Source organism: Rhodococcus sp. P3_B8, assembly GCF_056402775.1.
This window is the reverse complement of the sequence record NZ_JBFUGT010000100.1, coordinates 1-21,750: the sequence shown is the minus strand read 5'-3', so window position 1 is coordinate 21,750 and position 21,750 is coordinate 1. Positions and strand designations below refer to the sequence as shown.

Genomic DNA, 21,750 nt, shown 5'->3' with positions numbered 1-21,750 from the left:
AACCCCGACTTCGCGCCGCTGCTCGACACCTACCACGACCCGCGGATCGGCCAGCTCATCGACAGCGACCCGTTCTTCTCCCGGGTGGCGCAGAGCATCGAATCGGCGCGAGCCACCGACCGCAGCCAGACCAACATCGACGGCGCGGCCGCGAAGCCGGCCGGCTGATGCCCGCGCAACGAGAGGTCATCCTCAACGTCAACGTGCTGGACGTGGGTTTCCACCCGTCCGCGTGGCGGGCTCCCGACCTGCACCCGATGTCGTTCATCGACCCGGACTATTACACCGAGGTCGCGACGATCGCCGAGCGCGGCACCCTCGACGCGCTGTTCCTCGCGGACGGTCCTGCGCTCCGCGAGGATCCCGCCGTCAAGCCGACGCGGGCCCTGGAGCCGACCACCGTGCTCGGGGTGGTGGCGAGCGCGACCGAGCACCTCGGGCTGATCGGCACGGCGTCGACGACGTTCAACGATCCGTTCGATCTGGCGGACCGGTTCCTTTCCCTTGACGTCGTGTCCGGTGGACGGGTGGCGTGGAATGTGGTGACCACGTTCCACGCCGGGACCGCCCACAACTTCGGTCTCTCCCGGATTCCCGACCGCGAGTCGCGGTATCGCCGGGCCACGGAGTTCGTGGACGTCGTCACCGCACTGTGGGAATCGGCGACCACCCGGGTCCCGGTGCACCACGACGGGGAGTACTTCCACGTTCACGGCGCACTGCCCGTGCCGCCGTCGCCTCAGGGCCACCCCCTGCTCGTGCAGGCCGGCGGCTCCCCGCAGGGCCGCGCGCTGGCCGGTCGCAGCGCCGACGCGGTGTTCTCGGCGGAGCTCACGCTCGACGCCGGGCGTCAGCACTACCGGGAAGTGAAGGATGTCGCCCGCGCAGCCGGTCGGGATCCCCAGGCGGTGAAGATCCTTCCCGGGCTCGTCACGGTGGTGGGGAGCACCGAGGCCGAGGCGATCGCCCGGTACGAGGACTGGGAATCCAAGGCCGCCGACGGTTTCTCCGCCGAACGGCTGGGCGGCATGCTCGGTGTCGACCTGAGCTCCCTCGACCCGGACCGGCCGATCCCGGAGGAGTTGCTTCTCGCCCCGGTCGATCCGTCGTTCTCCGGCTCGCTGGGGTTCCGGGAGGCCGTCGTGCGGCTGGCGCTCGAGAGCCGGTATTCGGTGTCCGAACTGCTTCGCAAGGCGGGCGGCTTCGGTCACCGGCTGGTCGTCGGCTCACCCGAGCAGATCGCCGACACCATCGAGGAATGGTTCCTGGCGGGCGCGGCGGACGGATTCAACCTGATGCCGGACGGATTCCCTTCCGGGCTCACCGATTTCGTCGATCACGTCGTGCCGATCCTCCGCGCGAAGGGGATCTTCCGGTACGAGTACGCCGAATCCACCCTCCGCGAACGCTTCGAGGGCGCTCCGCTCCCCGTGAGTGGTTAGGTTCAGCGCGCTAGCCGACGCGGGTGTCGTACGTGTTTCTGTTGGCAAGCACCTCGTCCATGTGCGCCTCCGCCCACGCCTTGATCCCGCGGATGACGGAGTGGAGCGAGAGTCCGAGGTCGGTCAGCTCGTAGGTGACCGTGACAGGCACGGTCGGCGTCACCGTGCGGGTGAGCAGGCCGTCGCGTTCGAGGGAGCGCAGCGTCTGGGTGAGCATCTTCTGACTGACTCCGGCCAGCCGGCGAGACAGCTCCGAGTAGCGCATCCGCCGCGGCTCGCCGACGCAGTCTTCGTCCGGGTGTGGGCCGTCGCTGCCCAGCGCGGCCAGGACCAGCGTCACCCACTTGTCGGAGATCCGGTCGAGGAGCTGGCGGCTGGGACAGGTCGCCAGGAACGCCTCGTACTCCACCTTCGCCTGCGCCCGCTCCTGGGCCGCCGTTGTTGTCGGCATCGACCGCTCCTTCCCGAGCGGTGACCTACGCACTCTGAAGTGCGTACTTTCCATTGGAGAGTAACCCCTCCATCGTGGAGTTGCAGCACAAATCCCGGTCCACAGGAGGCAACATGTCCACCACCTTCCGCACCGCCGTCGTCCGCACCACGGGCGGTCCCGACTCCATCGAGATCATCGACGTACCCGTCGTCGAGCCCGGGCCGGGCCAGGTCCGGGTCGAGATCGCCGGGGCCGCGGTCAACCCCGTCGACCTGGCGCTCGCCGCCGGGGTGTTCCACCGGCTCGGGCTGATCGACCAGCCCGACCACACCGGCCTGGGCTGGGACTTCGCCGGTACCGTCACCGCGGCTGGTCCGGACGTCGACATCCCGGTCGGCAGCCGCGTCGCGGGGCTGGTCGCCGGCTTCGACCGGGACTTCGGCACGTACGCCGAGCAGCTGGTCGTCCCGGCGAGCGACACCGCTCTCGTGCCGGACGGCCTCGAACTGGCCACCGCCGCAACGGTTCCGCTCAACGGCCTCGCTGCAGACCAGCTGGTCGACCTGCTCGGTGACGGTGGAGGCCGGAGCCTGCTGGTGACCGGGGCCGCTGGGGCGGTCGGGGCGAACGTCGTGACACTCGCCCAGGACCGCGACTGGCGGGTCACCGGACTCGCCCGCGCCGAAGACGAAAAATTCGTGCGCGGCCTCGGCGCCGACTTCACCACGCAGACAGCGCGCGCCTGGGACGCGGTAGCCGACGGTGCCGCACTCCAGGAACAGGGCCTCACACTGGTTCGCGACGGCGGCGTCTTCGTCGGCGTGCAGCCGGGCGCGGCACCGGCAGGGGAACGCGGCGTCACCGTCCGGGTGCTGGTGGCGCAGCCCGACGGTGCCCGGCTCGCCCAGCTCCTCGACTCCACCGCGAGCGGCCACCTGCCGGCGCGGGTGCACGCCGTCGTACCGCTCGATCGGGTCGCCGACGCCCACCGCGCGATCGCGCGGGGCGGCGTACGCGGGAAGTACGTCCTTCAGCCCTGATCTCCGCCACCCCGGCCGCAACGCTCGACTTTCCGTAATGATTGACGGCATGGAGAACACGAGCGCCGCACCATGCGACACGGTCCGAGAGTCCTACTCGGCCAGATCCCAGGAGTACACGGACCTCTTCGGCTCCGTGAGTTCGACACACCCCTCCGATCGGGCCCTGGTGCGCAGCTGGGCCGCCACCCTGACAGGTCCGGTAGTCGACGCCGGGTGTGGTCCGGGGCAGTGGACGGATTTCTTGGCCGAGCGCGGACTGGCGGCGAGCGGGATCGATCTGGTTCCCGAGTTCGTCGAACGAGCTCGCCTGCAGTATCCCCACCTCTCCTTCGACATCGGCGGCTTCGAGACAGTGGACGCCGCGGACGAATCACTCGGCGGTGTGCTGTCGTGGTACTCGCTCATTCACCACAGTCCGCAGGACATCCGGACTCCGCTCGCCGAGTTCGCGCGCGTGATTCGGCCGGGCGGCGGGTTGTTGGTGGGCTTCTTCGAAGGAGCAACCGTGGAGACCTTCGACCATGCCGTGACCACTGCCTATCGGTGGCCGGTGGCGGAACTCGGCCAGGAGTTGGTCACGGCCGGCTTCGAGGTGATCGAGACCCATACACGAACGGGGAGCGGCCACAGGCCGCACGGCGCCATCACCGCACTCCGGCAGCACACCCGGTGAGACCCCTTCTCGGACTGGAGAATTGCTACCCGGTTTGCCGGAGGCCGGTACGGGCAAGGCAGATGTCGGCAAGCTCGTCGAGCGACAGGGGAAGCACCCGGGCGAGGGCCGCGACAGTCGTGAATGCGGGTGTCGCCATCCGCCCGGTCTCGATCTTGCGCAGAGTCTCCGGGGAGATCCCAGCCTCCTGCGCAACCTCGGCGAGGGTGCGATCCCCGCGCGCCTGCCGTAGCTGAAGACCGAGGCGCTTACCTGCGGCCAGCTGTTCCGGAGTCAGAGGAAGACGCACCATGCGAGCAGTCTAACTCCGCAGCGGTATGAAAATACCTCTACATCGTCTAGGGTGGTATTTTAATACCGATTTTGGCCTATCAGGAGGAGTAGTTGGTGCTGGAACTGAAAACACCACAGGAGATCGCTGCGATGGACGTCACCGGCACGTTCCTAGCCGAGTTGCTCGACGATCTCGAACACCGCGCGGGCCCGGGTGTGAATCTGCTCGAGCTCGAAGAACGCGCCCGCCAGCTGATCGCCCAGCGCGGCGCCACGTCGTGCTACTGGGACTACGCGCCGTCATTCGGGCGCGGGCCGTTCCGCAACGTCATCTGCCTGTCGGTCAACGACGCCGTACTCCACGGCCTGCCGCACGACTACGTGCTGCAGAACGGAGACCTGCTGAGCATGGACATCGCAGTGTCCATCGACGGGTGGGTCGCCGACTGTGCCCGCAGCATCATCGTCGGTGATCCACGACCCGAGGACGAGCGCCTCATCGCAGCCACCGAGAAGGCCCTGACAGCCGGCATCGCCGCCGCCGTACCCGGCAACCGGCTGGGCGATATCTCTGCCGCGATCGGCGCGGTCGCCGCCGAGTACGGGTACCCGGTCAACACCGAGTTCGGTGGTCACGGGCTCGGACGAACCATGCACGAAGATCCGCACGTATCGAATACGGGACGTGCGGGCCGGGGACTCACACTGCGACCGGGACTGACCCTCGCCCTCGAACCGTGGTTCGCCGCCGGCACGGACAAGATCGTCTACGACCCCGACGGGTGGACCATCCGCTCGGCCGATGGATCGCGCACCTCGCACAGCGAACACACCATCGCGATCACCGACGGCGCGGCGCTCGTGCTCACGCGCCGGGAACACGTCGCCGCATCCGCACTGTGATCAGTGGCGTCAGCGCCCGGTGGCGCCGAGGGCGGCGGAGCGTCCGGATGCCAGGCGGGACCATTGCGCGGTGGGCCGTCCGTCGGTGCGCATGATGTCCCTCGTGCCGGGCTCCCAATGCTGGGGCCAACCGCTCGGCGAATCCTCCCACGTTTCCTGACGGCCGTACGCGGTCATGTCGAGCAACCCGTACGTCGGAGCCATCGGTTCCAGACCGCGGCCGCTGGTCCAGAACGTCTCGAACACCCTGTCATCCTGTCGCAGATAACAGACCAGAGGCGCCGGGGACCGTGGGCGATCGCCGAGCAGGGCATCCGCCGCATCCTGCGCGGAATACCAGGGCACGTCCCAACCCATGAAGTCGCGGTATCGGACGCTCACGTCGTACGGTCCCTGGCACAGCGTGGCGTACGTGACGTCGCGCGAGTGCAGGTACGACAGCTCGCGCACCTGGCCGTTGAAGAATGTGCAGCCCTCACATTGTTCGGCCGCGGGGTGGCCGGCGTGCCACATGTGGAAGTACGCGATCAACTGGCTGCGGCCCTCGAACACGTCCAGCAGCGGGACCGGCCCGTGCGGGCCGACCAGGGTGATGGCGGGGTCCACCTCGACCATCGGCAGTCGCCGGCGGGCCGCAGCAATCGCGTCGCCTTCGTGGGTGTGCGTCTTCTCCCGGACCCGCAGCGCATCCAGTTCGGCCTGGTAGGTCGCGCGGTCGACGACGGACGGGGTTGTTTCGGTGTTCACGACACTTTCCTTCCTTTTGGTGGGCTTTCACCTCACCGACGAAGGATTCCGTCCAAGATCGACAACAACCGCACAATGATCTCGAGATTTCTTCAGAGCTCGCGCAGGCGGCCGGTCAGGTAGCGGCGCTCGGCCTCGGTCGGCGCCAGCTGCAGGGCTTGCTCGTACGCTGCCTCGGCCTCGGCGGGGCGGCCGTCCCGGCGGAGCAGATCGGCCCGGGTCGCGGGCAGCAGGTGGTAGCGGTCAAGCCGGCCGGATGCCGTGATCTCGTCGACCAGGGCGAGGCCGGCCGGAATGCCGTCGGCCATCGCGACCGCCACGGCGTGGTTGAGATCCACCACCGGGGACGGCGCCAGTCGCGCCAACTCGGTGTACAGGGCCGCGATCTGCGGCCAGTCCGTGCTCGCCGCGTCAGGCGCGGTGACGTGGCAGGCGGCGATCGCGGCCTGCACCTGGTAACCACCGATGCGCCCCGATGCCAGCGCCTGGTCCAGCGTTGCCACACCTTCGGCAATCAGCGCATGGTCCCACCGAGACCGGTCCTGGTTCTCGAGGGTGACCAACGCTCCGTCGTCGGTGCGCGTCGCGCGCCGGGACTCGTGCAGCAGCATCAGCGCGAGAAGGCCACGCGGCTCCGGTTCCTGGGGCATCAGCCGGATCAAGAGCCGGGCCAGGCGGATGGCCTCGGCCGTGAGGGCCCGCCCGTCCTCCTCGTCGTAGCCCTGGTTGAAGATCAGGTAAAGCACCGCCAGAACCGCGGCCAGTCGCGGTGAGAGCACCTCGACGGGCGGGACCCGGTAGGGAATCCCGGCCTCGTGGATCTTGCGCTTGGCGCGGACCAGGCGCTGCGCCATCGTGGACTCGGCGGTCAGGAAGGCCCGCGCGATCTCGGCGGTACTCAGACCGGCCAACGTCCGCAGGGTGAGCGCGACCCGCGCCGGAAATGGCAGCGCCGGATGGCAACAGGTGAAGATCAGCCGCAGCCGCTCGTCGGGGATCTCGTCATGCGGCTCGTCCGGGTCGCGGGTCAGCACGGCGAGCTGGCGTACCTTGCCCGCACCTGCCGCGTCGCGGCGCAGCCGGTCGATCGCGCGGTTGCGCGCCGTCGTGGTGAGCCAGGCGCCGGGGCGGCGCGGAACGCCGTCGCGCCGCCAGTTCGTCAACGCGGAGGCGAATGCGTCCTGAGCACAGTCCTCGGCCAGATCCCAATCCCCCGTCAACCCGATGAGAGTCGCAACGACCTGCCCCCACTCGTCCCGGAATGCCGCATCGACCGCCGCACGCACTCGGTCATCGGGCGCAGTCATTCCCAGACAGGGCGGATTTCGACGCCGCCCCAGTGCGCGTAGGGATGGCCGGCAGCGATCTCGATCGCCTCGTCCAGGTTCGCGCACTCGACGATCACGAATCCGCCGACGAAGTCCTTGGTCTCGGCAAACGGCCCGTCCGAGACCAAAGTCTCACCGTCGCGGACCCGGACCGTCGTGGCATCCACCACCGGTCGCAGCCGCTGGCCGACGAGCATCCCGCCGCGTCGTTGCAGATCCTCCCACCAAGTCTGATGCACCGGATCCGCCGCGAGCTCCTCGTTCGTCGGCGATACCGACTCGTCGTCGCAGATCAGTAGCACGTACTTCATACCTGCGATTTTGCCTGACCGGTGTCACGGCGGGCGCCGGATCGGCCTACGCCGGCGTCCGGACGACGGTGAGCGCGGACTGCTGGCGGAGGGTGAAGCCGAGACTTTCGTACAGGCGGATCGCCGTCGTGTTCGCCTGCGCGGCGTGCAGGAACGGTCTTTCCCCGCGGGCGCGGATCCCTGCTCCGACGGCGCGCACCAGCCGGGCACCGAATCCGCGTCCCCGGAAACGCTCATCGGTGCAGACCGCGCTGATCTCCGTCCACCCGGGCGGATGCAACCGCTCGCCCGCCATGGCCACCAGTTCACCGTCGACACGAAAACCGAGATACGTCCCCATCTCGATGGTGCGCGGAAGATACGGTCCGGGCCGGGTGCGGCCGATCAGGTCCAGGATCTCGGGGACATCCGCCGCGCCGAGCACCTCGGCGTCGGGGTCCGGTGCGACGTCCAGCGCGGTGCCGTCCATCTGCACCAGGCCGAACGAGTCCACGACCTCCCAGCCCTGAGGCGGGGTGTGCCCGAATCCGCGCAGAGCGGCCGTCGACGACGACCCGAGCAGTGCCGCGAGATCCGCCCACTCCTCGTCGCCCAGCGTCGCCGGGTGGCCCACGTGCGGCGCGACGTCCGGGTGGTACCGCGCCACCCGGCCCGACCATGTGGCGAAATGCGCGTGCGCCCCGCGAAGGGATTCACGGATGGCGTCGTCCAGGGGATGAACGTCTGTATCGGCCGGCGCCGTCAGTTCCGTGGTCATCTCACCCCGTGTCAGGACGCGACGGTGCGCAACCAGCGGAACCGGCTGCGGTGGAACACGATCGGCTCGATCTCCGACTGCACCCTGAGCTCGTTGATCCGCAGGACCACGATCGCGTGATCCCCCGCGGGCACCTGCTGGGTGACGGTGGTGTCCAGCCACACCGATGCTCCGTCGATGAACAGCGCACCGCCGTCGGTGGTTTCGGTGTCGAGGCCCGCGAACCGGTCGCCGGTCTTCGCGGCGAGCACACGGGCGGCGGCGTCGTGCGCTTCCCCGAGCACGCTGATCCCGACGTGGGCGAGGTCCGCGAGTTTCGGCCATGTGGTGGACGTGTTCTGCACGCAGAACGCGACCAGTGGCGGCTCCAGCGACACGGGCACGAACGTGCTCGCCGCCATCCCGACGCGCTCACCGTCGACTTCGGCGCAGACGGCGACGACGCCGCTCGGGAAATGTCCGAACGCCTCCCGGAGCGAAGTCTTGTCCAGTGTGCCGTCTGCCTGCGTCATGAGAGTTCCGTCCGGGTCCGGGCCGCCGCGGTCAGGATCGAACCCCATCGCTCGGCGTAGTCGGTGATACGTGTGTCGGTCGTGTAGGTGGTGTCGATGAGGTACAGGCCGGGAGCGGGGGCCGTCGCGCCGAGTTCGACGAGCACCGGCTTGAGCAGCAGGTCCGGCGCCATGGCGTGCGCGGGCCCGGCCCCGAGCATCAGCGGCACCACCACGACGTCCTTCAGGCCGTCTCCGGTCGCGAACTGGTCGAGGAACAGCTTCAGCACGCCCGTGTACGACGCCTTGAACGTCGGGCTGGCGAACACGACGAGGTCCGACGACGCCACCGTCTCCACGGCCGCCGCGACCTTGTCGTCACCCCACCCGAGCAGACCTGCCCCGAGTTCGATCACGTCGACCGTGGAATCCGCGGCGGCGCCCGTGACCGCGGTCGCGACCAGACCGGCTGCATCCAACGTCCGCGAACCGGGCTTGGGATTGCCCGCCACTACCGTTACCTTCATCGCTACATCACCTCTCGCGTGTCTACCCTGCCACCCTAGAGCACGCAGCCGGTCCGGTCGAATACCGCAGGGCAGGAACGGAAGTCGGGACACTCCCCTTCGAATCACGGCGATCCGAACCATTCCGCGCGGCGCCCGGAGGCGCTACCTTGCCCGTGGCCACACTCCGTGGTCATCCGATCGATCGTGGGGATTTTCCGTGAAGTTCAGCCGTTCTCTCGCCCTTGCCGCCGTGCCACTCCTGGCGGCACTGACTGCGTGCTCCGGTGGATCCGGCAGCGCCGACGGCGACACGGTCCGGATCGGAACCACCGAGGCCGGCGACCGCTCATGGGAGATCTTCGAGGACAAGGCGAAGGACGCGGGTATCACGCTCGACGTCGTGAACTTCTCCGACTACTCGCAGCCGAACATCGCCCTGTCGCAAGGGCAGATCGACGCCAATCTCTTCCAGCACCTGCAGTTCCTCGGCGAGTACAACACCGGCGCGGACGACGACCTCACCCCGATCGGCGCCACCCAGATCGTGCCGCTCGGCCTGTACTCGCAGAAGCACCGGAGCCTCGCCGACATTCCGCAGGGCGGCGAGATCGCGATCCCCAACGACCCCAGCAACCAGGCTCGTGCCCTGTTCGTGCTGAAGGGCGCCGGCCTGCTCACGCTGACCGGCGACAACCCATCCCCCACGCCCGCCGACATCGACACGGCTGCGTCCAAGGTGAAGGTAACCCCGGTCGACGCCGCCCAGACGGCGCTGTCGCTCGCATCCGTCGACGGCGCGATCGTCAACAACACGTTCCTCGAGCGTTCGGGCATCGAGCCCCAATCGGCTCTCTACAAGGACGACCCGTCCAGCCCCGCCGCCGAGCCGTACATCAACACGTTCGTCACCCGCGCCGAGGACAAGGACAACGCGACGTACCTCGAACTCGTGAAGATCTGGCACGACCCCGAGATCCAGGCCGCCGTGCGCGGGGAGTCGAAGGGAACGTCGGTCGAGGTCGAACGCGACGGTGCCCAACTGCAGCAAATCCTGTCGCGGGTCGAAGAGGGAATCCGTTCGGCCAAGTAGATGACACCGATCGTCCGATTCGAATCCGTCACGAAAACCTTCCAGTCGGGAAAGAAGACCCTCACCGCTGTCGACGCCGTGGATCTCACCATCGAGAGGGGTGAGATCTTCGGGGTCATCGGCTACTCGGGCGCCGGGAAGAGCACGCTGGTTCGGCTGATCAACGGCCTGGAACGCCCGACCAATGGGCGTGTCGTCGTCGACGACGTCGACATCACCGCGCTGTCGGAATCGAAACTCCGGCACGTGCGCGCGAAGATCGGGATGATCTTCCAGCAGTTCAACCTGTTCCGCTCGCGGACCGTCGCCGGGAACGTGGCCTACCCCCTCGTCGTGGCCGGCTGGCCGCGACAGAAGCGCCGCGAACGCGTCGCCGAACTCCTCGAGTTCGTGGGCCTCTCCGACAAGGCACGGGCCTACCCCGACCAGCTGTCCGGCGGGCAGAAGCAGCGCGTCGGGATCGCCCGCGCGCTCGCGACGTCGCCGGACCTGCTGCTCGCCGACGAGTCCACCAGCGCCCTGGACCCGGAAACCACACAGGACGTACTCCGCCTGCTCCGCAAGGTGAACCGGGAACTCGGGGTCACGATCGTGGTGATCACGCACGAGATGGACGTCGTCCGGGCCGTCGCGGATCGTGTCGCCGTGCTGGCGGAGGGTCGCGTCGTGGAACTCGGCACGGTGTTCGACGTCTTCTCCGAACCCCAGGCGCCGGCGTCGAAGAGCTTCGTGAGCACGATCCTGCGTAACCGCCCGGAGCCCGCCGACCTGGAACGGCTGCGGTCGCGTTTCGGTGGCCGGATCGTCACCGCCGACGTGCGGGACGGCAGCCGGATCGGCGACGTCCTCTCCGACGCGGGAGGGCACGGCGTCCGGTTCGAGATCGTCTACGGCGGCATCACCACCCTGCAGGACCGCTCGTTCGGCAGTCTCACACTCGAACTCGTCGGTCCGGACGACGGCGTCGACGACGTGATCCGCCGGTTGCGGACCGTCACCGACGTCGAGGAAGTACAGGCATGACCACGAACTGGGACAAGCTGCGCCCCGTACTGTTCGAATCCATCGGCACGACCGTCTACATGGTGGTGATCACCCTGGTGGTCGGTGGACTGATCGGGCTCGTGGTGGGCACGCTGCTGTATGCCACGCGGAAGGGCGGGATTCTCCAGAACACGGCCGCCTACACGGTGCTGAACATCCTGGTGAACATCGTTCGGCCGATTCCGTTCATCATCCTGCTCGCCGCACTCGGGCCCGTGACCCTCGCCGTGGTGGGCCGGACCATCGGAACCGAGGCCGCGATCTTCGTGATGATCATCGCGTCGTCGTTCGCCATCGCCCGCATCGTGGAACAGAATCTGGTGACCGTCGACCCCGGCGTGATCGAGGCTGCCCGCGCGATGGGCGCGGGACCCCTGCGGATCATCGTCACCCTGCTGATCCCGGAAGCCCTGGGCCCGTTGATCCTCGGCTACACGTTCGTCCTCATCGGCATCGTCGACATGTCCGCGATGGCGGGGACGATCGGCGGCGGCGGACTCGGCGACTTCGCCATCGTCTACGGCTATCAGCGCTTCAACTGGCAGGTGACCCTCGTGGCCACCCTCGTCATCATCCTGCTCGTCCAGGCCTCCCAGTTCTTCGGCAACTGGCTGGCGCGAAAGGCGCTGCGCCGCTGACCCGTGAGTACTTGTCAACCGCCCGCGGTTAACAAGTACTCACGGGAGGCGGAGCCTCAGTTCGCGGCGACGTTCCCGCGTCACCGCGCCGCCGCTCAACGTAGGAGCCGAACCGACGAGGAGCGCCGTGTACGGGTGCTGGGGATCGGAGATCACCTGATGGGTGGGCCCGTCCTCGACGATGTTTCCGCGGTACAGCACGACGATCCGGTCGACCAGCGCCGCGACCGCCCCGAGGTCGTGCGAGATGAACAGCTGAGCGAGTTGCCGCGAGTGCCCGAGTTCGGTGAGCAGTTTCAGGATCTGGATGCGGTTGACCGAGTCGAGGGCGCTCACCGGTTCGTCGAGCAGCAGCAGCGCCGGATCGAGGACGAGGGCCCTCGCGATCGCGATCCGCTGGCGCTGCCCACCCGACAGGTCGGCGGGAATCCGCGCCGCGATGTCGGCGTCGAGTCCGACACTGCTCAGTACCGCTGCCACCCGCGACCGCACGAAACCCCGGTCGAGTCCGCCCCGCACGAGCAGTCCCTCGGCGATCGACTCGCCCACCGGAATGTCCGGATCGAGGCTCAGTAGCGGATCCTGGAACACGTATTGCACGGTCCCCGTGCGGCGGTGCGCCCTGCGGTGCGCCGTGGACAGGTCGTCGACGCGCTGCCCGCGGATCTCGATCGTTCCGGACGTGGGAGTGATCAGACCGAGAATCGTGCGGGCCAGTGTCGTTTTCCCGGAGCCGCTTTCACCGATGAGTCCCACCTTCTCACCGGCATCGATGGTCAGGCCGACGCCGTGCAGGATCTGCTTGCGGGCCCCGCGGGCCCCGCGCTCCACCCGGACGCCGGTCATGCGCAGCAACGACTCAGACACGAGCCGCCTCCTTTCCGGTGACCGACTCGAGCCCGTACTCCCGATGGTTCTCGACGAGTTGGCGGGTGTAGTCGTGCCGGGGCGCGGTGAGCAGGTCCTCCGCACGCCCGGACTCGACGACGGCGCCGTCCCGCATCACGATCACGCTGTCGCAGACCTGAGCCACCACGGCGAGGTCGTGGGAGACGAGGACGAGGGCGAGGCCCAGTTCGTCACGCAGGTCCTCGAGGAGGTCGAGCACCTCGGCCTGAACGGTGACGTCCAGGGCGGTGGTCGCCTCGTCCGCGATGAGGAGTTCCGGTTCCGCGGACACCGCGATCGCGATGAGCACCCGCTGGAGCATTCCTCCGGACAGTTCGTGCGGGTATTGGCGGTACACGGTGTCCGCGTCGTTCAGCCCCATTTTCCGGAAAAGTTCGACGCCGCGCCGCCGGGCGTCCGCGCGGGACAGCCCGAGGGTCGACCGGAGTGCCTCGGCCAGTTGTTCACCGACCCGGATGGACGGGTTCAGATAGGACGCCGGGTCCTGGAAGACCGCCGAGATGCGGGTACCCCGCAGCGGCCGCCAGTGTTTTCGACCGAGGTCGGTGAGTTCGATGCCGTCGAAATCGATCGAGCCTGCGGTGACGCCGATTCCGCCGGGCAGGATTCCGAGGATGGCCCGGCAGGTCAGCGACTTGCCGCTGCCCGATTCGCCGACGATCCCGAGGGCTTCGCCGCGCGCGAGGGAGAAGTCGACGCCGTGGACCAGTTCCGTTCCGTCGTCGAGTGCGATGCGCAGATCGCTCACGGTGAGCACGGGCCGGTGCGGGCGCATGGGTGCGGGTGCCGACGTGGCATCCAATGTGTCAGTGGACATCCGAGGTGACCTCCTGTTTCCTGCGGGCGCGTCGTTGGGGTCGGCCGGTCGCATCCCGCAGCGCGTCGGCGATGGCGTTGAGTGCCCAGACGGTGGCCACGATCAACAGCGCGGGCACGACGGGGCCGAACGGAACCTGGTAGAGGTACTGCAATCCGCTGGCGAGGAGTCCGCCCCAGGTCGGGTCCGGCGGAACGACCCCGATCCCGAGGAACGTCAGCGAAGACACGATGACGAGGCTGGCTCCGGTCATCGCCGCGAACGTCACCCCCACCGCCGGCAGCACCTTGCGCACCGCGTGGCGACGGATGATCCAGGACGTGTCGGCCCCCATCAGTTCGGCGGCCTCGACGTACTGGGAGTTGGCCACCGTCAGCGCCGCGGCACGGGTGACCCGGTAGAACGCGGGTGCGATGAGGATGCCGACCGCGAACATCGCCTGGGCGAGCCCGTTTCCGAGCAGCGCGGTCATCGCGACGGCGAACACGAGGAACGGCAGCGTGATGAGCGCATCCATCAACCGGAGGGTGAACCATTCCACGCCGCGCCCGAGGTACACCGACAGGAAGCCCGGGATCACGCCGAGGAGGAATCCGACGACGACGCATTGCAGTGCGGACAGCACCGACACGGTCGAACCCGCCAGCAGCCGGCTGAACACGTCCCGTCCGACGTTGTCCGTTCCGAGCCAGTGAGTTCCGCTCGGGCCCTGCAGGATTGCCGACGTGTCCTGCTCGAGCGGGTCGAACGGCGCGAGGGCGGGCCCGAAGACCGCGAGCACCACGATCAGCCCGAGAACGACCACCGCGGCGCGAGCGGAGTGATAGCGCAGGATTGCTGTGAGCATGGGATTTCAGTCTCTCCGCTTGGTTGCCGGCTGCAGCGCACTCTGCGCGATGTTGACGACGATGTTGCAGAACAGCACGAACACGATCGCCACGACAAGCGTTCCCTGGACGATGGGAACGTCTCCGCGCAGCGCGGAGTCGGCGGCGAGGCGACCGAAGCCGGGCATGGAGAACATGGTCTCCATCACGACGGCGCCGCCGATGAGCGTGGGGATCTTCATGCCCAGGATGGACAGCGCGGGCCCGCTGCCGTTACGCAGTGTGTGCACGAACAGGATCCGGGCCGGACTGATGCCCCGGACCACCGCGCCGGTGACGTAGTTCTGGTCCAGCTCCGCGACCAATCCGGTGCGGAGTTGTCGCGCGATGTCGGCGACGACGTCCATGCTCAACGCGATCGCGGGCATGATGATCAGCGACAGCCAGCGGCCGAAGTTCTCGTCCGGCGGGACGTACCCGGCCGACGGCAGCCAGTGCAACCCGACGCTGAGGACGAGGATCAGTCCGATCGAGATGACGAACGGCGGCAGCGTCGAGGCCACCGACGTGTAGGCGGTGATCAGCCGGTCGAGCAGGCTGCCCTTGTAGACGGCGGCGAGCACCCCGAGTCCGACGCCGAGGACGAGTCCGATGACCAGAGCCACACCGGCGATCGAGGCGCTGACGGCCAGCCGCTCGCCGATCAACTCGCTGACCGGGATCTTGCTGAACCACGAGACCCCGAGGTCACCGCTCAGCATGCTCGACATCCAGTCGACGTACTGCTGCCAGACCGGCTTGTCCAGCCCGAACTCGGCGTTGATGCGGGCGATCGTCTCCGGGGTCGCGGCGTCGCCGGCGATCCCGGCGGCCGGATTCAGCCCGCTGGCCGCCCCGAGCAGGAAGGTGATCAGGGTGGAGAACAGGAAGACCGGGACCACGATCAGCACGGTGCTCAGCACGACCCGCACCGCCGCGCCGAGCGCACCCGCCGGCATCGGGAGAGCGAATGTTCTCCCGGTGCCGGCGGTCTGGACGTCTGCGGTGGTCACGAGACCGTGACGCCTTCCCACCGCACCTGGGACGGCAGGATGTTCAGGTTCTTCAGGTCCGGGTTGGACACGATGATCCACGGATTGCTGAAGATGTAGTTCGTCGGCGACTGCTCGACCCCGACCTTGACGGCCTGCCACAGCCGCGGCTTGTACTCCGGGTCCTCGAGGGGCGTGCGGCGCACGGCGTCGAGCGCGGCAGTGAACTCCGGCGACGCGTGCGGGCCGCTGAGGTTCATGATGCCTTCCGGACCGTAGACGGCGAGCAGGTTCTGCACCGGTGATTCACGCCCGATGGTGCCGTCCGTCGCCAGCTGCGGGTTCTTCGCGATGTAGACCTCGCTCTGCCACGTCGACGATCCCGGCGGCACCACCTTGATCGTGGATTCGACGCCGATCTTCTTCAGCTGCGACTGCACCAGCTCTGCCCGGTTGGTGGCCGCCGACTGCGCGGTGATTTCGAGAGACAGCTGTCCGGGCCCGAAGCCCGCCTCGGTGAGCAGACGAGCTGCCTTGTCGGGGTCGTAGTTCCAGAGCTTCTCGATCTCGGGGTTGAAGGCGAGGTACCCGCTGGGGAACGGCTGGCTCGTCGTGCTGCCCAACCCGTTCGTGATGACGTCGACGAACGCCTGGCGGTCGAATGCGTAACGGAACGCCTCGACGACCTTCGGATTGTCGAACGGGGCCTTGTTGAGGTTGATGGAGACGTCGTTCGCGGCCAGCGACGGCTTCACGGTGACATCGAGACCGGCGGCCTCGGCTTCCTTGGACTGCAGGGCCGGTAGCGTCGCGAAGTCGATGGAACCGGACTGGACACCGGCGACGAGTGTGGCCGGGTCCGGGGCGACGCTGAGTTCGAAGTGATCGATGTGGATGTTCTCGGCGTCCCAGTAGTTCGGGTTCTTCTCGAAGTACGCGTGGTCCTCGGCGACGAAGTCGGTGATTGTGAACGGACCGGCCCCGACCGGCCACACGCTGAGCTTCTGCGGGTCGGCGGCCGCGGTCGGGCTGGCGATGGCCCCGGTACGCCCGGCGACCAGGTAGGGGATCTGGTAGTCGGCGTCGGCGAGGTGCAGCGTGACGTCGGTGGCGCTGTCGGCCGTGACCTCGGTGACGCCGGCGAGCTGATCGCGGAGGAACGAATCGTCCTGGGTCTTGCCGCGATCGAAGAACGCCTTGACCGCCGGGGCGTCGAGGATGGTCCCGTCGGAGAAGGTGAGACCGTCACGCAGGGTGAAGGTCACGGCGGTGCCTTCGGCGTTGTACTTCCAGCTCTCGGCGAGTGACGGTTCCACGTTGCCCTCGGCGTCGAGCCGGGTCAGCGACGCGTACGCGAGGCTGATCGTGTTGATGTCGTTTCCGGTCCGGCTCGTCACCGGATCCCAGGAGGTGGGGAGGTTGAACGCCCACTTGACCTCGGCGCCGTCCGAGCTGCTGCCGCCGCCGCACGCGGTGGCAACGAGCCCGACGATCACTCCGAGTATTACGGCGCCGACGATCCGCCGGCTCTTCTTGCTCACTGGGTGCTCCTGACCATGCAAGGGGGGTGGTGATTCAGACGCTCGCGGACAGCGATGCGGTGGTGCCGGGCAGCGGGGCGGGGTCGACTCCCTCACGCCGCGCGCGGGTGTAGCGGTTCTCCGCGAAGGGCAGACCGAGGTTGCCGCGCAACGTGTTCTGCTCGTAGTCCTCCCGGACGACCCCGCGCTCGCGCAGGATCGGCAGCACCTCGTCGACGAAGCGCTGGAACTGTGCCGGGTGGCCGATGTGGATGTTGATGCCGTCGAGGGCGTGGCCGTCCAGCCAGCGTTGCAGTTCGTTCGCGACGGTCTCGGCGCTGCCCGTGAACGGCGACGTCTTCGGTGCGCTGAGCGCCTCGACGGTCTGCCGCAGTGTCAGCCCGCGGTCGGCGGCGAGGTCGGCGATCTTCTTCGCCTGCGTGTAGAAGCTGCGCTCGGCGTGCTGCAGTGCCTCGGCGGGGAACGGCGCGTCGAGGTCGTACTGCCGGAAGTCGTGCCAGCCGAACGGCCGGCCCAGTTCCCGGAGGGACTTTCCGAAGTCGTTGTCCGCCAGCTGGGTTGCACGTTCGATCTCGCGGGCGTCGGCGTCGGTGTCGCCCACGGTGACGCTGACTCCCGGCAGGATCACAATGTCCTCGGGAGCGCGCCCGTAGGCCGCGGCGCGGGTCTTGATGTCGGTGTAGAACGCCGCGCCCGCCTCGAAACTCGGCGCGTGCGTGAAGATCCCGTCGGCGATCCGCGCTCCGAGGTCGCGGCCCTGGTCGGAGTCGCCGGCCTGGAAGATCACCGGCTGCCCCTGCCGCGAGCGTTCGATGTTGAGCGGGCCCACCACCGAGAAGTGCTCGCCCCGGTGGTCGAGGGTGTGCAGCTTGTCTGCGTCGAGGAAGCGGCGGGCCTCCCGGTCGCGCGGAAACGCGTCGTCCTCGTAGGAGTCCCACAGAGCCTTGACGACCTCGACGTGTTCGAGGGCCCGGCCGTAGCGGGTGGCGTAGTCGTAATGCTCCTCGAGTCCGTAGTTTCCGGCGGTACCCGAGTCGCCACTGGTGACCACGTTCCAGCCGGCACGGCCGCGGCTGATCAGATCGAGGGACGCGAACCGTCGCGCGAGGTTGAACGGCTGGTTGAACGATGTGGTCAGTGTGCCCACGAGCCCGATGTGTTCGGTGGCCACCGCGAGCGCCGACAGCAGCGTCAGCGGCTCGAGCCGGTTCAGGTAGTGCGGGGGCGAGTCGGGGGTGATGAATTGGCTGTCGACGATGAACACGAGATCGAACCGCGCCTGCTCGGCCAGCCGCGCGTACCGGATGTACCAGTCGATGTCGACGCTCGCGTCGGCGGGAATCTCCGGGTCCAGCCAGGTGTACGGGTGCCCGGGACCACCCGTGGGGGTGAGGACAGCTCCCAATTTCAGTTGCCGTCTCGTCATGTTCTCGCTCCTTCGTCGTTCGCCGTCAGGCACCTGCCTCGGCACGCCGCGTTGAAGTGTATGGAGCAAACAGACGCGTGCAGAGTATTAAATTCTCGATGTTTCAAAACATATTTCGTATGTCCCGCAGGGCTGTCGAACAAAGTCCGATCAGTCGAAGAACTCGCGCGACGACTCCGCGACGGCCACCGCGACGACGTCGGCGAGTTGCCCGATCAGGTCCGGGTCGTCGGGCAATTGGGTGGCCGACAGGCGTAGGAGTTGGCGTGCGGGCGCCTGCACGAACGAGCGGGAACCGGCCCCCACCGAGATGCCCTGCCGCGCCAACGCGACGAGGGCCGCGGTCTCGTCCGACACCGTCACCCACACGACCAGACTGTGCGGACCCGCGAAAGCCTCGATGCCACGGTCGATCAGCGCCCCCAGCAGCGACGTGCGTCTGGCGGCGTAGCGCTCGTGCGCCGCCGTGACCGCGTGCTCGGCGTCGGCGCTGCCGATCAGATGGGCGAGGGTGTTCTGCAGGATCCGGCTGTTCGAGCCGACTCCGTGGCTGCGCACCTTCATGGCCTTCTCGATCAGTTCGCGGGACCCGCCGAGAACGGAGGTCCGCACGTCGATCCCGTATGCCTTGCAGTAGCTGCGGATCCGGACGACACGCTGCGGCAGTACCGATCCCAGAGAGGGAGGCTGCTGCGGTTCGAGCGGTCCGATCGAGTCGTCCTCGACGACCCACACCGCCGGATGCCGCCGCAACACCTCGGCGAGTTCACTCGTGCGCCGCGCGCTGACCGCATGGTCGACGGCGAACGGCGCACCGGGCTGGAACACGAAAGCCACCGCGCCGGCGGTCAGGGCCGCGTCGAGAGCGTCCGGCCGGGGGCCGTCGCGGTCGGCGCCGACCCCGACCGCATCCAACCCCAGGTCGCGGAGGGTGTCGAGAACACCCGGGCCCAGGGGCTCGTCGACGGCCACCATCGAACCGGGTGGGGCCGCCGCCTCCACGGCCAGCAACAGCGCCTCGGTGCCACCGCCCGCCGTGGCCCAGGCCTCCGGTTCGAACGGCCAACCCGGCGCGACGGCATTCCGCAACCGCTCGGTCATCAATTCCCGGCCGAACACATTCAATGTCTCGGCGTCCAGACTGGACAACAAAGCGTCGGACAGGGACGGCTGCAGCGCCAGGTCCGGTGCATTCTGCGCCAGGTCGACGCCACGCCAGTCCGGTATGCCGCGCTCGGGCACGCTGTCGAGCGGCGGAAGAACGACGGTGCCGCCGCGGCGGCGGGTCTGCACGAATCCCTGTTCCTGCAGCCGGCCCCAGGCGCTGACGATCGCACCGACACTGAGATCGGTCGATTTCGCGAGTGCGCGGACGGTCGGCAGTCGATCGCCGGGGCTGAGCTCACCCGACCTGATGAGGTCGGCGACGGCATCGGCCAGTTCCGCGGTGCGGCCGTCGATCTTGTCGAGCAACCACTCCGGAGCAATCGTCTCCGACTCCAGCACCGCTGACATCCACACCCCTTCGATCAACAACCACTACCGCCCCCGCGCCACGCGAGTCCGGGTCACTGCGCGAGTGCCCCGGCCGGTTCGCGGAGGATGATGTCGGGCGTCCCGGGCAGGCGGAGACGCTCGAGGAACTGCACGATCTCAGCGGCGACCGACCGGTGGGACACGTCGTTGAGGATGTCGTGCAGCCCCTCGTGAACGACGACGACCCGGGCGTCGGGCAACGCGGACGTGACGGCCAGGACGTCCGCTGCCGGGCTCAGTGCGTCGGCGCCTCCGTGCACGACGAGGACGGGAACCTGCACGTGGGTCAGCGAATCGACCGTGGCCACCGGCGTTTCCGCACCGAGCGTTCCCCGCTCGAGAGCGTCGGCCGACGACAGGACCCCCCGATGCACGGGACACGCGGAACGGATCTCGAGTTCGCCGTCCCACTCTCCGGTGAAGGCGTCGGCGCCCGCGACGAGAAGACCCGCGGCCACCACACCGGACACGGCCGGATGCGTCGCGGCCAGGTCGAGGGTGGTCAGGGCGCCGCTGTCCGACCCGACGAGGGTGACCGGAAGATCGGTCTCCGCATCGGCGATCACCCGAGCAGTCGCCGCGGGATCGTTCTCCACCACCGCGACACGGTAACCGTCGAAGGCGATCCGGCGGGCGAACCGGCGGTACACGTGAGCATGCTCACCGCGGCCGGCGACCACGATCACCGAGCCACGCACAGTCGCTTCGGGTTCCAGCCAGTCGATGTCCACTGATTACCTCATTCGGGGGGTTGTTCGCAGGATTGACTGCGTCACCCTGACCCACACGCGCGAGGTCGAACAAGACTAATGCTCGAGCAGAACAAAACGCGTGCCTTCTCGCCGCGCTTCGTGTTTTGTTCCGAACATATTCGTTTTGCTCTGCCATTCACCCGCTCTGCCATTCACCCAGAAGTATCGACGAAGGGACAGGCACACCGATGCCCGAGACCACAGGGTTCGCGACCCGGCAGGTCCGCACCGGCTATCAACCCGGAACGCCGCAGAACACCGCGATCCCCCCGATCTACCAATCGGTTGCCTACGATTTCGGCAGCTTCGAACAGGCACGGGACATCTTCTCCCTCCGCCGGAAGGGAAACCTGTACAGCCGCACCGGGAATCCCACGCAGGCCGTGTTCGAGCAGCGCCTCGCCGATCTCGACGACGGAGTCGCCGCCCTGGCCACGGGTTCCGGGCAGTCCGCTGTCGCGGTCGCCCTCCTCACGCTCGCCAAGTCCGGACAGCACATCGTCGCGGCGCGGCAGCTGTACGGGGGAACCGTCGATCTCCTCACCGACACCTTCGCGGACTTCGGGATCGAGGTCACGCTCGTCGATCAGGACGACCTCGACGCCTGGCGTGCGGCCGCGCGTCCCGAGACCCGGGCCTTCTTCGCCGAGACGATCGGCAACCCCGTCGCCTCCGTGCTCGACGTCCGGGCGGTGGCCGACATCGCGCACCAGGCGGGGGTCCCGCTGATCGTCGACAACACGATCGCCACCCCGTATCTGCTCCGCCCGAGGGACTTCGGCGCCGACATCACCGTGTACTCGGCCACCAAGTTCATCGGTGGGCACGGCAGTTCGCTGGGTGGTGTGATCGTGGACCTCGGCACGTTCGACTTCGGCGCGGAACCGCAGCGGTGGACCCAGTTCACCGAGCCATACCCGCGCATCGGTGACCTCGTGCTGTGGGAGGAGTTCGGCCGCGAACGCAGCGCCTACCTGGTCTACGCGAAGACGAAGATCGTCCACGATCTCGGTCCCGCACTGTCCCCGTTCAATTCGTTCCAGCTGCTTCAGGGGTTGGAGACGCTGGACCTGCGGCTGGAACGGCAGGTCGGTTCGGCGCTGGCGATCGCACACTTCCTCGACGGCCATCCCGCGGTCGCCAAGGTCAACTACCCCGGATTGCCGGACAACCGGTGGCACGCTGCCGCCCAGCGGTATCTGCCGCGCGGCGCCGGCTCGGTCTTCTCG

At 68.1% G+C, this 21,750-nt stretch carries 24 protein-coding genes; 8 read left to right on the top strand and 16 right to left on the bottom strand.

Annotated elements, in window-relative coordinates:
* The first annotated feature begins 167 nt into the window (after positions 1 to 167).
* Positions 168 to 1,442: an LLM class flavin-dependent oxidoreductase gene (locus AC1D1G_RS25265; protein ID WP_477954132.1), complete on the top strand. Its 1,275-nt coding sequence runs from the start codon at positions 168 to 170 to the stop codon at positions 1,440 to 1,442.
* A 10-nt stretch (positions 1,443 to 1,452) separates the two neighbouring features.
* On the opposite strand, the gene AC1D1G_RS25260 is transcribed toward AC1D1G_RS25265, so the two are convergent.
* A complete protein-coding gene (locus tag AC1D1G_RS25260; RefSeq protein ID WP_283331215.1) occupies positions 1,453 to 1,893 on the bottom strand; it encodes a winged helix-turn-helix transcriptional regulator in 441 nt (146 codons plus the stop codon).
* Positions 1,894 to 2,006: 113 nt separating this feature from the next.
* Between AC1D1G_RS25260 and AC1D1G_RS25255 the strand changes: the two genes are divergently transcribed.
* Positions 2,007 to 2,915, top strand: a complete 909-nt coding sequence (locus AC1D1G_RS25255) for an NADP-dependent oxidoreductase (protein WP_477954130.1) — start codon at positions 2,007 to 2,009, stop codon at positions 2,913 to 2,915.
* A 49-nt stretch (positions 2,916 to 2,964) separates the two neighbouring features.
* Positions 2,965 to 3,591, top strand: a complete 627-nt coding sequence (locus tag AC1D1G_RS25250; protein WP_283352693.1) for a class I SAM-dependent methyltransferase — start codon at positions 2,965 to 2,967, stop codon at positions 3,589 to 3,591.
* 25 nt (positions 3,592 to 3,616) lie between these two features.
* Here the strand turns inward: AC1D1G_RS25250 and AC1D1G_RS25245 are convergent, their stop codons facing one another.
* Complete coding sequence (locus AC1D1G_RS25245; protein WP_009474442.1) at positions 3,617 to 3,883, bottom strand: helix-turn-helix domain-containing protein; 267 nt, start codon at positions 3,881 to 3,883, stop codon at positions 3,617 to 3,619.
* A 95-nt stretch (positions 3,884 to 3,978) separates the two neighbouring features.
* Between AC1D1G_RS25245 and map the strand changes: the two genes are divergently transcribed.
* Positions 3,979 to 4,767, top strand: a complete 789-nt coding sequence (gene map, locus AC1D1G_RS25240; RefSeq protein WP_317568477.1) for a type I methionyl aminopeptidase — start codon at positions 3,979 to 3,981, stop codon at positions 4,765 to 4,767.
* 9 nt (positions 4,768 to 4,776) lie between these two features.
* On the opposite strand, the gene AC1D1G_RS25235 is transcribed toward map, so the two are convergent.
* The 6 genes from AC1D1G_RS25235 to AC1D1G_RS25210 all read right to left on the bottom strand — a co-directional run bounded on the left by AC1D1G_RS25235 (position 4,777) and on the right by AC1D1G_RS25210 (position 8,928).
* Positions 4,777 to 5,514: a DUF899 family protein gene (locus AC1D1G_RS25235; protein WP_477954129.1), complete on the bottom strand. Its 738-nt coding sequence runs from the start codon at positions 5,512 to 5,514 to the stop codon at positions 4,777 to 4,779.
* A 92-nt stretch (positions 5,515 to 5,606) separates the two neighbouring features.
* Entirely contained in the window at positions 5,607 to 6,821 is a 1,215-nt protein-coding gene (locus tag AC1D1G_RS25230; RefSeq protein WP_477954128.1) for an RNA polymerase sigma factor, read from the bottom strand.
* Complete coding sequence (locus tag AC1D1G_RS25225; RefSeq protein ID WP_477954127.1) at positions 6,818 to 7,153, bottom strand: YciI family protein; 336 nt, start codon at positions 7,151 to 7,153, stop codon at positions 6,818 to 6,820. Before AC1D1G_RS25225 ends, AC1D1G_RS25230 begins: the two co-directional genes overlap by 4 nt.
* A gap of 46 nt (positions 7,154 to 7,199) precedes the next feature.
* On the bottom strand, positions 7,200 to 7,910 hold the full coding sequence (locus tag AC1D1G_RS25220) for a GNAT family N-acetyltransferase (RefSeq protein WP_283331209.1): 711 nt from the start codon (positions 7,908 to 7,910) through the stop codon (positions 7,200 to 7,202).
* Positions 7,911 to 7,921: 11 nt separating this feature from the next.
* The gene (locus AC1D1G_RS25215; RefSeq protein WP_007300445.1) at positions 7,922 to 8,422 is read right to left on the bottom strand and encodes a flavin reductase family protein; all 501 of its coding nucleotides are present in this window, start codon (positions 8,420 to 8,422) and stop codon (positions 7,922 to 7,924) included.
* Positions 8,419 to 8,928, bottom strand: coding sequence for an NADPH-dependent FMN reductase (locus AC1D1G_RS25210; RefSeq protein ID WP_280782048.1), 510 nt, complete (start codon positions 8,926 to 8,928; stop codon positions 8,419 to 8,421). The genes AC1D1G_RS25215 and AC1D1G_RS25210 overlap by 4 nt, the downstream gene beginning before the upstream one ends.
* 199 nt (positions 8,929 to 9,127) lie before the next feature.
* On the opposite strand from AC1D1G_RS25210, the gene AC1D1G_RS25205 reads away from it, so the two are divergent.
* The 3 genes from AC1D1G_RS25205 to AC1D1G_RS25195 are packed head-to-tail and all read left to right on the top strand — an operon-like array spanning position 9,128 to position 11,682.
* Positions 9,128 to 10,000: a MetQ/NlpA family ABC transporter substrate-binding protein gene (locus AC1D1G_RS25205; protein WP_283352687.1), complete on the top strand. Its 873-nt coding sequence runs from the start codon at positions 9,128 to 9,130 to the stop codon at positions 9,998 to 10,000.
* Positions 10,001 to 11,023, top strand: a complete 1,023-nt coding sequence (locus AC1D1G_RS25200) for a methionine ABC transporter ATP-binding protein (protein ID WP_280782050.1) — start codon at positions 10,001 to 10,003, stop codon at positions 11,021 to 11,023. It abuts the gene before it with no gap.
* Entirely contained in the window at positions 11,020 to 11,682 is a 663-nt protein-coding gene (locus AC1D1G_RS25195) for a methionine ABC transporter permease (protein ID WP_283331207.1), read from the top strand. Before AC1D1G_RS25200 ends, AC1D1G_RS25195 begins: the two co-directional genes overlap by 4 nt.
* Before the next feature lie 39 nt (positions 11,683 to 11,721).
* Here AC1D1G_RS25195 and AC1D1G_RS25190 read toward each other — a convergent pair whose 3' ends face one another.
* The 8 genes from AC1D1G_RS25190 to AC1D1G_RS25155 form a co-directional block, all read right to left on the bottom strand.
* Positions 11,722 to 12,549 (bottom strand): ABC transporter ATP-binding protein, encoded by an 828-nt coding sequence (locus AC1D1G_RS25190; protein ID WP_283331206.1) that lies wholly within the window; start codon positions 12,547 to 12,549, stop codon positions 11,722 to 11,724.
* Positions 12,542 to 13,408, bottom strand: coding sequence for an ABC transporter ATP-binding protein (locus AC1D1G_RS25185; protein ID WP_477954124.1), 867 nt, complete (start codon positions 13,406 to 13,408; stop codon positions 12,542 to 12,544). The genes AC1D1G_RS25190 and AC1D1G_RS25185 overlap by 8 nt, the downstream gene beginning before the upstream one ends.
* On the bottom strand, positions 13,398 to 14,255 hold the full coding sequence (locus tag AC1D1G_RS25180) for an ABC transporter permease (protein WP_105413498.1): 858 nt from the start codon (positions 14,253 to 14,255) through the stop codon (positions 13,398 to 13,400). The genes AC1D1G_RS25185 and AC1D1G_RS25180 overlap by 11 nt, the downstream gene beginning before the upstream one ends.
* A 6-nt stretch (positions 14,256 to 14,261) precedes the next feature.
* Positions 14,262 to 15,287, bottom strand: coding sequence for an ABC transporter permease (locus AC1D1G_RS25175; protein WP_283352685.1), 1,026 nt, complete (start codon positions 15,285 to 15,287; stop codon positions 14,262 to 14,264).
* Positions 15,284 to 16,807, bottom strand: a complete 1,524-nt coding sequence (locus tag AC1D1G_RS25170) for an ABC transporter substrate-binding protein (protein WP_317568467.1) — start codon at positions 16,805 to 16,807, stop codon at positions 15,284 to 15,286. The genes AC1D1G_RS25175 and AC1D1G_RS25170 overlap by 4 nt, the downstream gene beginning before the upstream one ends.
* A 34-nt stretch (positions 16,808 to 16,841) precedes the next feature.
* The gene (locus tag AC1D1G_RS25165; protein WP_317568466.1) at positions 16,842 to 18,233 is read right to left on the bottom strand and encodes an LLM class flavin-dependent oxidoreductase; all 1,392 of its coding nucleotides are present in this window, start codon (positions 18,231 to 18,233) and stop codon (positions 16,842 to 16,844) included.
* 150 nt (positions 18,234 to 18,383) lie between these two features.
* The gene (locus tag AC1D1G_RS25160) at positions 18,384 to 19,748 is read right to left on the bottom strand and encodes an aminotransferase class I/II-fold pyridoxal phosphate-dependent enzyme (protein ID WP_317568465.1); all 1,365 of its coding nucleotides are present in this window, start codon (positions 19,746 to 19,748) and stop codon (positions 18,384 to 18,386) included.
* A 53-nt stretch (positions 19,749 to 19,801) separates the two neighbouring features.
* Positions 19,802 to 20,500: an alpha/beta hydrolase gene (locus tag AC1D1G_RS25155; protein ID WP_477954122.1), complete on the bottom strand. Its 699-nt coding sequence runs from the start codon at positions 20,498 to 20,500 to the stop codon at positions 19,802 to 19,804.
* 209 nt (positions 20,501 to 20,709) lie between these two features.
* On the opposite strand from AC1D1G_RS25155, the gene AC1D1G_RS25150 reads away from it, so the two are divergent.
* Positions 20,710 to 21,750: O-acetylhomoserine aminocarboxypropyltransferase/cysteine synthase family protein (locus AC1D1G_RS25150; protein WP_477954121.1), on the top strand; the 1,041-nt coding region annotated here is incomplete at its 3' end.